The following is a 13,034-nucleotide window of genomic DNA, read 5'->3' as shown; positions in this document are numbered from 1 at the left end:
TTTTTTGACCATTCGGACCAGTTGATTCAGGTCACTCGTTGTAGATAAAACAAAATATTGCCACTAAAAAGGCTTGTTTTCTATTTTTATGCGAATAATCTTGTAATTCCAACAACAAAACGACGGCGGCGCTGTTCCATGACTCTTCGAATCGCAATCAATGGTTTTGGCCGCATCGGCCGTAATGTCCTGCGCGCACTGTATACCCAAGGCTATCGACAGGATCTGCAGATCGTCGCCATCAACGATCTGGGCGACAGTTCGATCAATGCCCATCTGCTCAAATACGACACCGTTCACGGCACCTTCGACGCCGAAGTGGCGCACGATAACGAGAGCCTGACGGTCAACGGCGACCGCATTGCGGTCAGCGCCATTCGCAACCCGGCCGAACTGCCCTGGGCGGCGGAAAAGATTGATGTGGTATTCGAATGCACCGGTCTGTTTACCGACCGCGCCAAAGCCGCCGCGCATATTAGCGCCGGCGCACGCAAAGTGATTATCTCGGCCCCGGCCAAAGGCGCCGACGCCACCGTGGTTTACGGCGTCAACCACGACATTCTGCGCCAGTCGCACCAGATCATTTCCAACGCGTCGTGCACCACCAACTGCCTCGCTCCGGTCGCGCAGGTGCTGCACCGTGAGCTGGGCATCGAAAGCGGTCTGATGACCACTATCCACGCCTACACCAACGACCAGAACCTCACTGACGTCTATCACACCGACCCGTACCGCGCGCGTTCGGCCACGCAGAACATGATCCCGAGCAAGACCGGCGCCGCCGAAGCGGTAGGCCTGGTGCTGCCGGAACTGGCCGGCAAACTGACCGGTATGGCCGTGCGTGTGCCGGTGATCAACGTGTCGCTGGTAGACCTGACCGTGCAGTTGAAGAAAGAAGCCAGCGCCGACGAAGTCAACGCCCTGCTCAAAGCGGCGAGCCAGCATTCAAAAATTCTGGGTTACAACACGTTGCCGCTGGTTTCCAGCGACTTCAACCACAACCCGCTGTCGTCGATCTTCGACGCCAACCACACCAAATCCAGCGGCAAATTGCTGAAAGTGCTGGCCTGGTACGACAACGAATGGGGCTTCTCCAACCGCATGCTGGATAACTGCCTGGCGTTGTGTAACGCCGAGTAAGCGGCCGATCTTCTGTAGGAGTGAGCCTGCTCGCGATAGCTATCTGTCAGCCAACTAAAATGGTGAATGTGATACCGCAATCGCGAGCAGGCTCACTCCTACAAGGGTTTTGCGAGGTATTCAAAATCAGCGCTTGACCATAGAGCCAGATGATAAGCATTATCATTCGCTTGAAATGAATCAGGTCCTCCCGTGAGTCAATCGCGCTTCAATCATGTCTTCCTTGCCCAGCGCACGTCCCTGCTGCGCACGCTGGAGCGCATGGTCAACAATCACAGCACCGCTGAAGACCTGCTGCAGGAAACCTACCTGCGCGTCACGCGTGCCTTGAGCGAGCGGGCCATCGATCACCTCGAACCGTTTGTGTTTCAGACCGCGCGCAATCTGGCGCTGGATCATCTGCGTGCGCGCAAGATCCACGCGCGCACCATGGTCGATGATGTCCCGGCTGAAATTGTGCACAGCGTCGCCGCCCCCGCCAGCAGCGCCGAAGACGCCGCCCATGCCGAACAGATGCTGGAGCGCCTGAACGTGAGCCTCGGTCAACTCAGCCCGCGCCAGCAGCAGATTTTCATCCTCAGCCGTTTGCACGGGAACAGCTATCAGGAGATCGCTGACGAACTGAACGTCTCCCTCAGCACCGTACAAAAAGAACTGAAGCTGATCATGTCGATCTGCATCGGCGTTGCTGAACGCCTCGACGGCAGCGGCAAGCTATAAGCTTCAAGCGGCAAGTAAAAACGAACAGCAACAACGCATCCAGCTTTGGCTTTGGCTTTGGCTTTGGCTTGCAGCTTGTCGCTTGAAGCTAGAAACTGCTTCGTCAGAAGCCCTGCTTCACCAGAAGCCTGAGGAAACACCGTGACGGACACCCACCGCTCGCCTTCGCCGGATTCGGCGCAGGACGCTGCCAACGCAATGGACCAGGCACTGGACTGGCTCATCGTGCTTGGCAGCCCGGACGAGGAACAGACCCGGCAGTTCCACGCCTGGCTGGCGGCCGATCCGTTGAACGCCGAAGCGTTCGCCAAGGCCCAGGCGATCTGGGACGGTCCGCAAGTGGCGTTGTGCGCGCAGGCCCTGGCGGCAAAACCGGCGAAAGTCACCATCCTTCAGCGCTTGCGCCCGCACTGGAAACCACTGGCCACGGCGGCAGTGCTGGTCCTTGGGCTGTTCAGTTTCAGCAACCTGCCGATGCGCCTGCAAGCCGATCATCTGACCGTGGTCGGCGAGCGCCAGCGCCTGCAACTGGAGGACGGCTCGAAAGTCCTGCTCAACACCAATTCGGCGTTTTCCAGCACGATCAACGATCAGCAGCGCGTGGCCCGGCTGTTTCAGGGCGAGGCGTTTTTCGAGGTTGCCAGTGGCCGCGGTCAGGCGCTGGAAATCGATGCCGGCCCGGTCCGCGCCAGCGTGCGCGACACCGCGTTTGCCGTGCGTTATCTCGACGGGGTTGCGCAGGTCAATGTGCAGCGCGGCGATGTCGATCTTCGCGCTACCCACAACGATGCGCGGGTGCGCCTGAGCGCCGGCGAAAGCATCCGCATCGGCCCCAACGGTTTCGATCAGCCGGCCAAGCTCGACGCCAATACCGATCTGGCCTGGGTGCAGGGTCGTCTGGTGTTCGAGAACTGCCCGCTGAATCAGGTGCTGGCCGAACTGCGCCGCTACTATCCGGGCTGGATCATCAATACCAACGAGCAGTTGGCCGACGTCGCCGTGACCGGTAATTACCGCCTCGATCAGCCGCTCGACGTGGTCCGCTCGCTTGCGCACATCACTTCGGCGCGGCTGCAAGAATTCCCCGCCGTGGTCATCCTGAACTGAATGAGAATTATTTTTACTCGATAGCCCGCGTCAGTACGTCTCGTTATAGCCAATGCAATTGATTCGCATCAAGCGATGCCAATCAGCACCTATAAAGATTCGTGCGACACGGAGCGCTATCGATGTCCTCACGCCTTACCCGCCAGACCGCTTCCCCTTCCCGCGTACTGTCGCTGCTGACCGCGGCCATCCTCATGGCCGGCAGCGCGCCGCTGCTGGCTGCCCCTGAGCAACCGGCGCGCAACATGGGCGATTACGCGTTTGCCATCGGCCAGCAGCCTCTGGTTTCGGCGTTGAACGCTTTTACTGCCGTGACCGGTTGGCAGGTCGGCCTGCCGGCGGAACTGGGCCAGGGCGTGGCATCACCGGGAGTACGCGGTTCGCTGCCGCCGGAGAAAGCCCTCGAGCGGCTGTTGGTGGGGACCAACCTGAGCTTCCGCAAGCTGAGTAACAACAACGTCGTACTGGAAAAGCGCAACAGCAGCGGCACACTGAACCTGGATCAGGTAACCATCAGCGCCACCCGCCAGGAACAGCCGGTCAACAGCGTGCCGGCCACCGTCACCGTGCAGACCCGCGAAGACCTCGATCGCCACAACGTCAACACCATCAAGGAACTGGTGCGCTACGAGCCGGGCGTTTCCGTCGGCGGTGCCGGCCAGCGTGGCGGCATCAGTGGCTACAACATCCGTGGTATCGACGGCGACCGCATCCTCACCCAGGTCGATGGCGTGGAAATCCCCAACGGGTTCTTCAACGGCCCGTACGCCAAGAGCCAGCGCAATTATGTTGACCCGGAAATCGTCAAACGCGTCGAGATCCTGCGCGGCCCGGCCTCGGTGCTGTATGGCAGCAACGCCATCGGCGGCGCGGTTAGCTATTACACGCTGGATGCCGACGACATCATCAAGCCCGGCAAAGACCTCGGCGCCCGCCTGAAAACCGGTTACAGCTCGGCTGACGACAGCTGGCTGAAATCCGCCACCGTTGCCGGGCGCTCCGGTGAATTCGACGGCTTGCTGCACTACAGCCAGCGCGACGGTCACGAAACCGAATCCTACGGCGGCAACAACGGCACCGGCCTTGCGCGCACCGCCGCCAATCCGGAAGACGTGCGCGCGACCAACGTTTTAGCCAAGCTCGGCTGGAACTACAACGACGATTCGCGTCTGGGCCTGACCTACGAAAAGTACAAGGACGACCGCGATACCGATCAGAAAAGCGCCTACGGCGGCCCGTACTTCAATGGTGCGCCGACCATCCCCGCCAGCGTACTGCCCGGCGGCATGTACCAGTGGCGCACCGGCAACGACACCATCAGCCGTGAGCGCTTTGGCCTCGAGCACACGTTCGCCCTCGACAGCCTGCTGGTCGACAACGTGAAGTGGAGCCTCAATTACCAGATCGCCAAGACCGACCAGAGCACCGAAGAATATTACTACCCGATCACCCGCAAAGTGCGGCGCACCCGCGACACGATCTACGAAGAAAAACAGTGGGTCTTCGATGCGCAACTGGACAAGGCCTTCACCCTCGGCGCCACCGATCATGTGCTGACCTACGGCACCACGATCAAGCAGCAGAAAGTCACCGGCTCGCGCAGCGGCGACGGCACCTGTCTGGCCGTCGGCCGTGGTTGCACGGCAATTGGCGCGACCAGTGCGGCGGACGTGCTGGCCAAGGCCAGCGATTTCCCCGATCCGACCATCAACACCTACAGCCTGTTCGCGCAGGACCAGATCAGCTGGAACGACTGGACCTTCCTGCCGGGGCTGCGCTACGACTACACCCAGCTCAAGCCGCACATCACCCGGGAATTTCTCAATACCGTGGCCGCCGACGGCCAAGGCACCGTCAGCGACAAGAACAAGACCTGGCACAAAGTCTCGCCGAAATTCGGCCTGACCTATGCCCTGACGGAAAACTACACCTGGTACGGCCAGTACGCCGAAGGTTTCCGCACCCCGACGGCAAAATCGCTGTACGGACGCTTCGAGAACAGCACCACCGGTTACACCGTCGCGCCGAACTCCGATCTTGAACCGGAGAAAAGCAAAAGCTTCGAGACCGGTCTGCGCGGCCATTTCGAGCACGGCTCGTTCGACGTGGCGGTGTTCTATAACAAGTACCGCGATTTCATCAACGAAGACGCGGTCAAGCCGGGCGACGATCAACTGACCTTCCAGAGCAACAACATCAAGCGCGCCACGATCAAGGGTGCGGAAGTCAAAGGCCGCTTGAATCTCGATGCGTTCGGCGCGCCGCAAGGCCTGTACACCCAGGGCTCGATCGCCTACGCCTACGGTCGCAACAACGACAGCGGCGAGCCGATCAACAGCGTCAACCCATTGACCGGCGTGTTCGGCCTCGGTTACGACCAGGACCATTACGGCGGCTTGCTGAGCTGGACCGTGGTGAAGAAAAAGGACCGCGTCGACGACAGCAACTTCAAGTCGCCGGACGGCGTCAGCAGCCAGTTCAAGACGCCGGGTTTCGGCATTCTCGATCTGGCCGGGTATTACAAGGTCAGCGACGACGTCACCGTCAGCGGCGGCATCTACAACCTCACCGACAAGCAGTACTGGCTGTGGGATGACGTGCGCGGTTACGACAGTGTCGGCGAAGCCTCGGTCACTCAACCGGCCAACCTTGATCGCCTGACCCAGCCGGGCCGCAACTTCGCGATCAACCTGATCTGGGATATCTGATCCGGCCGACCTCACTGCGTGTGCGATACGCCGCGCAGTGAGGTTTTTTTACTCTCCGGCATCCGCCCGTACGTCTTGTTATCAAGCGCCTCATTTATCAAGGACACCCCATGACTGCCTCGGACAAAGCCCTGCGTTCGCAACGCCTGAACCAGATCACCCATGAGCCGCACAGCAAGCTCGACGCGTTGGTGAAAGCCCACGCACCGTTCGAGACTCGCGCCAGCTTCGGCCGTTTTGTCGTTGCGCAGTACCTGTTCCAGTCGGAACTGGTCGCGCTGTACAACGATGCCGAACTCACCGCGATCATCCCTGACCTGCCGGCCCGTTGCCGTGCCGAAGCTGCCAAGGCTGACCTCGCCGACCTCGACACCGAAGTGCCGGCGCCGGTGGCCGGTGCCGTGACCAAACCGAGCAAGGCGCGCGCACTGGGCTGGCTCTTCGTCTCCGAAGGCTCCAAGCTCGGCGCGGCGTTTTTGATCAAACGTGCGGTGGCGCTGGAGCTGAACGAAAGCTTTGGCGCGCGTCATCTCGGCGAGCCAGAAGGCGGCCGTGCCGAAGGCTGGAAGAGCTTCGTGCGCACCCTCGATGCACTGCAATTTACGGCTGAAGAAGAAGCCGAAGCCGAGCAAGGCGCGCTCGATGCGTTCAATCGCTTTACCGTGCTGCTGGAGCAGGCTTACGCCACAGAGGCCGAACCTGCCTGACTGATACAACACAAGACCCTGTGGGAGCTGGCTTGCCAGCGATGGCGATAGATCAGTCAATACGATGTCGACTGTTCCACCGTTATCGCTGGCAAGCCAGCTCCCACAGGGATCTCTGCAAGCCTGTAGAATCCCCGTTTCGCCTCACTGCAATACCGAGCCCATGCCCGCACCCGCCCCCTCAAAACTCGCCCGCCTGCTGTTCGGCCTGCTCGCCTATGTCAGCCTCGGCATCGGGCTGGTCGCGATTGTCGTGCCCGGTCTGCCGACCACCGAGTTCATCCTGCTCGCCGCGTGGGCGGCGACGCGCAGTTCGCCGCGTCTGAGTGCCTGGCTGGAAAACCATCGCCTGTTCGGGCCGATCCTGAGCAACTGGCGCAACGGCAAGATCATCGCGCGCAAGGCCAAGGTCAGTGCCACCGTCAGCATGCTGCTGTGCGCAACGATGATGCTGGTGCTGCTCGAGCATGGCTGGCCGGTCTATCTGGCGATCGCCGGCATGGCGCTGGGCAACCTGTGGATCTGGTCGCGCCCGGAAAACCTCCCCGCTGCATACTGAAACATCCCTGTAATTATTCTTGTTTTCGGCACAATCCCCTGCGCAAACGTTTAGCGCTGACCGTTCGTCGGCAGCGGCCTCATGCCGTCTCGTTGCGCGCCGATGAGCAGACATGGCGCTGAATGGATTTGGCGAACCGGGTAGTTCATTTGCCCGACAGTCACTTTCCTTATCCATTTACGAGATCGCCCGATGTTCGCCTCTCTGTCCATTCGCCTGAAAATCGTCCTGCTCAGCGGCTTGTGCCTGCTCGGTGTGGTCGCGCTGATTGTTGGCATGAACATGTACCAGACCAATCAGAACGATGAACTGGTCAGCACTTCCAGCAACCAGTTGCTCACCGCCAGCGTGCAGAATTTGCTGCAGGCCAAAGCCGCCGAACAAGCGGTGCGTGTGCAGAAAACCTTCGGCGAAAGCCTGCTGGTGATCACCGCGCTGGCCGACCAGATCAAGGACTTGCGCGTCATGGCTACCAAGCGCTCGCTCGACGCCGGTGCCCTGCGGGAAGAGTTGAACCAGAGCCTGAAAACCGCGTTCGAGCGCAACGACAAGGTGCTGGGCATCTGGCTGGCCTTCGAACCCAACGGCCTGGACGGCAAGGACAGCGAATTCGTCGATGACGCCGCGCGCCAGTCCAACGAAGCCGGGCGCTTCGCCACTTACTGGAGCCGCGCCGGCGGTGCGGCGCTGAACACGATCATGGTCGAAGAAGACCTGACCAAAACCACCCTCAGCGTCAGCGGCACGCCCTACAACAGCTGGTACACCTGCCCTCGCGACAACAAGCGCACCTGCCTGCTCGATCCGTATGCCGACACCGTCGGGACCAAGGAAATGCTCATGACGACCATTTCCGTACCCTTGATGGTCGACGGCAAAGCCCTCGGCGTGGTCGGTATCGACATTGCCCTCGATGCCTTGCAAGCCACCGCCGTCGAGTCGCAGCGCAACCTGTTCAACAACGCCGGGCACATGCTCATCGTCTCCGGCAGCGGCGTGCTCGCGGCGGACAGCGCCGATGCGAGCAAGGTCGGCAAGAAGATCGGCGACACGCCGGGCGTCGACAGCAAGGACGTGCTGCCACTGCTCACCGCCGGTACGCCGAAAATCCTCGAACAGGGCGATTTGATCCGCGCGGTGTATCCGGTTGACCCGATCGGCAATTCGCGCGCCTGGGGCGTGGTCATCGACTTGCCGAAACACGTGCTGCTGGCCGACTCGGTGAAGCTGCAAGCGGTGCTCGACGACGCCCAGGAAACCGGTGTGATCACTGCGCTGCTGGTCGCTGTGGTTGCGGGTGTGGTCGGCCTGTTGCTGATCTGGCTCACCGCTTCGGGCGTTACTCGCCCGATCAACAGCGTCGCCGACATGCTGAAGAACATCGCCAGCGGCGAAGGCGATCTGACCCAGCGGCTGAACTACAGCAAAAAAGATGAGCTGGGCGAACTGGTGAACTGGTTCAACCGCTTCCTCGACAAGCTGCAACCGACCATCGCCCAGATCAAGCAAAGCATCACCGAAGCCCGTGGCACCGCCGACCAGTCTTCGGAAATTGCCCGGCAAACCAGCGAAGGCATGCAGGTGCAGTTCCGCGAAATCGACCAGGTCGCCACCGCGTCGAACGAAATGAGCGCCACTGCCCACGACGTCGCCAACAGCGCCTCGAACGCCGCCAATGCGGCGAAAGGCGCCGATCAATCGGCCAAGGACGGTATGGCGATCATCGAGCGCAGTACCCGCGACATCAATCAACTGGCCGACGAAGTCAGCAAAGCGGTGACTGAAGTCGAAGCGCTGGCCGTCAACAGCGAGCAGATCGGCTCGGTGCTGGAAGTGATCCGCAGCATCGCCGAGCAAACCAACCTGCTCGCCCTCAACGCCGCCATCGAAGCCGCCCGTGCCGGTGAGAGCGGCCGTGGTTTCGCCGTGGTCGCCGACGAAGTGCGCAACCTCGCCAAGCGCACTCAGGATTCGGTGGAGGAAATTCGCCTGGTGATCGAGCGCATCCAGACCGGCACCCGTGGCGTGGTCGCGACCATGCATTCGAGCCAGACCCAAGCGCACAACAACGCCGGGCAGATTCGTCACGCCGTCGATGCGCTGGGCAAGATCAGCGACGCGGTGACGGTGATCAGCGACATGAACCTGCAGATCGCCAGCGCCGCCGAACAGCAAAGCGCCGTGGCCGAAGAGGTCAACCGCAACGTCTCGGCGATCCGCACCGTGACCGAAACCCTCACCGGGCAAGCCACTGAATCGGCCGCGATCAGCAGCCAGCTCAACAGCCTGGCGAGCCAGCAGATGAAATTGATGGATCAGTTCCGCGTCTGACACAAGAACTGACAACATCACATAACCCTGTGGGAGCTGGCTTGCCAGCGATGGCGGCAGATCAGTTGACCATTCTGTGGCTGACACACCGCTATCGCTGGCAAGCCAGCTCCCACAGGGGTGAGTGTTGATCCTGCGGTTTCATCTAAACCGCGATTCTTTTGCACTATCATCGCCCTCTCGCTCCGGAGGGTTTTCGATGACTGACTTGCTCACCTCCCTGCAAGCCGCACTGGGCTTGCCCACCGCGTCAATCGCCTTCAACGGCCGTGGCGCCCTGCCCTCGGCGTTCGCCGTCACCGATCTGGCCTGCGCCAGCCTCGCTGCGGCCGGTCAGTCGGTCAGCGAATTGATCTGTCAACAAAGCGGTGAATTACCGACCGTCACCGTCGATCGACGTCTGGCGTCGTTCTGGTTCAGTTCTTCGATCCGCCCGATCGGCTGGAAAGTCCCGCCGCTGTGGGACCCGGTCGCCGGTGACTACGCCACCGCAGACGGTTGGATTCGCCTGCACACCAACGCCCCACATCACCGCGCCGCCGCTGAACGGGTGCTTGGTGCCTGCGCCGACCGTGCGGCGATGGCGGCCAAAGTCGCAAAATGGACCGGCACGGCGCTGGAGCAAGCGGTGGTCGAAGCCAACGGTTGCGCCGCCGAAATGCGCAGCTGGGCGCAGTGGCAGCAGCACCCACAAGGGCTGGCGGTGAATGCCGAGCCGCTGGTGCATTTCACTGAACAAGCGCATCAGAAAACCCTGCCATGGCAAGGCTCGGCCGCGCGCCCGCTGGCCGGGATCAAGGTGCTGGACCTGACCCGCGTGCTGGCCGGCCCCACGGCCAGCCGCTTTCTCGCCGGATTCGGCGCGAATGTGTTGCGCATCGATTCACCGACATGGAACGAACCCGGCGTCGTCCCGGAAATGACCCTGGGCAAACGCTGCGCGCGGCTGGATCTGCATGACGCGGCGGATCGCATGTTGTTCGAAAGCTTGTTGAAGGACGCCGACTTTCTGCTGCACGGCTATCGCGCCGATGCCCTGGAACATCTCGGCTTCGGCTTTGAACGTCGGCAGCAACTGGCGCCGGGGTTGATCGACGTCAGCCTGAATGCCTATGGCTGGAGCGGCCCGTGGCGCAACCGGCGCGGCTTCGACAGCCTGGTGCAAATGAGCGGCGGCATCGCCGAAGCCGGGATGCGCTGGCAGCAGGCGGATAAACCGACGCCGTTGCCGGTGCAGGCGCTGGATCATGCGACCGGGTATTTGATGGCGGCGAGTGCGCTCCGGTTGCTGACTGAACGCCTGGCCAACGGACGCGGGGGTTCGGCGCGGTTGTCGCTGGCGCGTACGGCGAAGCTGTTGGTCGAGCACGGGCCGGGGACAGATGAGCCGTTGCGGGTTCAGGATGAGCGGGATCAGGATCCGGCGATTGAACAGACGGCGTGGGGGGCGGCACGGCGGTTGCGCGTGCCGGTAGAGATTGGCGGGACGCCGGTCTGGTGGGATTTGCCGGCCACAGATCTGGGTTCACACCGCCCACGGTGGTGAATTTGAAACCGCTATCGCGAGCAGGCTCACTCCTACAGGGGAACGCGTTCCAAATGTAGGAGTGAGCCTGCTCGCGATGAGGCCTGACCTGCCAAAGCAAACCACCCTACAAACTCAACACCCCGCTATACAACCCATACGCCGCCAACCCCGCGCAAATCACCACACAGGCAAAAATCCCCTTCTCCACCGTGGTAAACAACGGCTCGCCCGCCTCACGCTTGGCCTTGGCAAACAGAATCACCCCCGGCGCATACAACAGCGCCGACAGCAGCAGGTATTTGACCCCGCCGGCGTACAGCAACCACACCGCATAGACCAAGGCGATGCCGCCGATCAGCAGGTCCTTGCGGCGTTCGGCCGAGGCCTGTTCGTAGGTTTCGCCACGCCCGCTGAGCAGCACCGCGTAGGCCGCCGACCACAGGTACGGCACCAGAATCATAGACGAGGCCAGGTAGATCAGACTGGTGTACGTGCCCGCCGAAAACAGCGTGATCAACAGGAAAATCTGGATCATCGCGTTGGTCAGCCACAGCGCGTTGACCGGCACATGGTTCTTGTTTTCCCTGGTCAGGAACGCCGGCATGGTCTTGTCTTTGGCGGTGGCGAACAGGATCTCGGCGCAGAGCAAGGCCCACGACAGCAACGCCCCGAGCAGCGAAATCGCCAGGCCGACGCTGATCAGCAGCGCGCCCCACGGCCCGACAATGTGCTCAAGCACCGCCGCCAGTGAAGGGTTCTGCAGATTGGCCAGTTCCGGTTGGGTCATGATCCCCAGCGACAGCACATTGACCAGCACCAGCAGCGCCAGTACGCCGATAAACCCGATCACCGTGGCGCGACCGACGTCGCTGCGTTTTTCCGCCCGCGCCGAATACACACTGGCGCCTTCGATGCCGATGAACACGAACACAGTGACCAGCATCATGTTGCGCACCTGATCCATCACCCCGCCGAAATTCGGATTGCTGGCGCCCCAGATGTCGCGGGTGAATATATCGGCCTTGAACGCCACCGCGGCGATGACGATGAACATGATCAGCGGCACGACCTTGGCGACGGTGGTCAACTGGTTGATCAGCGCCGCCTCCTTGATCCCGCGCATCACCAGAAAATGCACCGCCCACAGCAGCACCGAGGCGCAACCGATGGCGATCGGCGTGTTGCCCTGACCGAACACCGGAAAGAAATAGCCGAGGGTGCTGAACAGCAGCACGAAATAACCGACGTTGCCCAGCCAGGCGCTGATCCAGTATCCCCAGGCCGAGGAAAAGCCCATGTAATCGCCAAACCCGGCCTTGGCATACGCGTACACGCCCGAGTCCAGCTCCGGCTTGCGATTGGCCAAGGTCTGGAAGACGAAAGCCAGCGTCAGCATGCCGACGGCAGTGATGCCCCAACCGATCAGAATCGCTCCGGCATCGGCGCGCGCGGCCATGTTTTGCGGCAGCGAGAAAATTCCCCCGCCGATCATCGACCCCACCACCAGCGCAATCAGCGCGCCCAGTCGCAGCTTCTGTGTGGGTTGCGACATGCAAGTCTCCTTGAAAAACAGTGGCGAAGTTTATTTGTAACAACGACCGGCTAAAAATCTGGAAGGTAGATGATGCTTATCAGATAAAGGTTCAGCTAACCCCCTTATATATAGCCGACGACGATAACGCATAGCACGTTAAGACATTTCTGTGCGCTGATCCTGATTAATCAATTCTGTACTGAAAACAGCAGCGGAAAATTTGCCAAACGCCAGAAAAGAACTAGCGTGATAATTCGAAAGTAATAATAGCCATTCCCAAACACATAGCCACAAAGCCTCTAGAACGGGCCTCGCAGACTAAAGCCTTATGCCACCAGTGATTGCCTAAGTCATTCATTAACAATGGAATGTGACCATGGACTGATCTACGTCAGCTGTTTGAACAGACAACAGATTTACGCTGTGATCTCTTCTCTCCTGCAATGGAGTCATGCAAATGTCTGAAGCGCCCGGAAAACTAAGACTCGGTGCACTGGTTGCACTGGTAGTCGGTTCAATGATCGGTGGCGGGATATTTTCGTTGCCACAAAACATGGCCGCCAGTGCTGACGTCGGTGCAGTGCTGATCGGCTGGGCCATCACCGCAGTCGGCATGCTCACCCTCGCTTTTGTCTTTCAGACTCTCGCCAATCGCAAGCCAGTGATTGGAATCCTTACCCTTGGTTGGTCCGCCGCACGT

At 60.8% G+C, this 13,034-nt stretch carries 9 protein-coding genes and 2 pseudogenes; 10 read left to right on the top strand and 1 reads right to left on the bottom strand.

Features of this window, described 5'->3' with window-relative positions:
- The first annotated feature begins 138 nt into the window (after nt 1–138).
- The 9 genes and pseudogenes from gap to ACYYKW_RS08365 all read left to right on the top strand — a co-directional run bounded on the left by gap (nt 139) and on the right by ACYYKW_RS08365 (nt 10,818).
- A complete protein-coding gene (gap, locus tag ACYYKW_RS08405; protein ID WP_203419217.1) occupies nt 139–1,140 on the top strand; it encodes a type I glyceraldehyde-3-phosphate dehydrogenase in 1,002 nt (333 codons plus the stop codon).
- Nucleotides 1,141–1,332: 192 nt separating this feature from the next.
- Complete coding sequence (locus tag ACYYKW_RS08400) at nt 1,333–1,860, top strand: RNA polymerase sigma factor (RefSeq protein ID WP_464989897.1); 528 nt, start codon at nt 1,333–1,335, stop codon at nt 1,858–1,860.
- A gap of 141 nt (nt 1,861–2,001) precedes the next feature.
- Entirely contained in the window at nt 2,002–2,967 is a 966-nt protein-coding gene (locus tag ACYYKW_RS08395; protein WP_464989896.1) for a FecR family protein, read from the top strand.
- Between the two features lie 122 nt (nt 2,968–3,089).
- Nucleotides 3,090–5,675, top strand: coding sequence for a TonB-dependent receptor (locus ACYYKW_RS08390; RefSeq protein WP_464989895.1), 2,586 nt, complete (start codon nt 3,090–3,092; stop codon nt 5,673–5,675).
- Between the two features lie 110 nt (nt 5,676–5,785).
- Nucleotides 5,786–6,382 carry a biliverdin-producing heme oxygenase gene (locus ACYYKW_RS08385; protein WP_464989894.1) on the top strand — a complete coding sequence of 199 codons (597 nt, stop codon included), beginning with the start codon at nt 5,786–5,788 and terminating at the stop codon, nt 6,380–6,382.
- 163 nt (nt 6,383–6,545) lie between these two features.
- Complete coding sequence (locus ACYYKW_RS08380; RefSeq protein ID WP_464989893.1) at nt 6,546–6,941, top strand: YbaN family protein; 396 nt, start codon at nt 6,546–6,548, stop codon at nt 6,939–6,941.
- 192 nt (nt 6,942–7,133) lie between these two features.
- A pseudogene (locus ACYYKW_RS08375) lies at nt 7,134–8,414 on the top strand (methyl-accepting chemotaxis protein); the annotation flags it as partial.
- A 102-nt stretch (nt 8,415–8,516) separates the two neighbouring features.
- On the top strand, nt 8,517–9,272 hold the full coding sequence (locus ACYYKW_RS08370) for a methyl-accepting chemotaxis protein (RefSeq protein ID WP_430523244.1): 756 nt from the start codon (nt 8,517–8,519) through the stop codon (nt 9,270–9,272).
- Nucleotides 9,273–9,471: 199 nt separating this feature from the next.
- A complete protein-coding gene (locus ACYYKW_RS08365; RefSeq protein WP_464989892.1) occupies nt 9,472–10,818 on the top strand; it encodes a CoA transferase in 1,347 nt (448 codons plus the stop codon).
- Nucleotides 10,819–10,924: 106 nt separating this feature from the next.
- On the opposite strand, the gene arcD is transcribed toward ACYYKW_RS08365, so the two are convergent.
- On the bottom strand, nt 10,925–12,352 hold the full coding sequence (gene arcD / locus ACYYKW_RS08360; RefSeq protein ID WP_464989891.1) for an arginine-ornithine antiporter: 1,428 nt from the start codon (nt 12,350–12,352) through the stop codon (nt 10,925–10,927).
- Between the two features lie 439 nt (nt 12,353–12,791).
- On the opposite strand from arcD, the pseudogene ACYYKW_RS08355 reads away from it, so the two are divergent.
- Nucleotides 12,792–13,034 (top strand): annotated as a pseudogene (locus ACYYKW_RS08355) (hypothetical protein); the annotation flags it as partial.

The sequence above is a fragment of the Pseudomonas sp. 15C genome (assembly GCF_055484735.1).
Note: the sequence above shows the minus strand (reverse complement) of the source record. Positions and strands in the feature narration are given on the sequence as shown.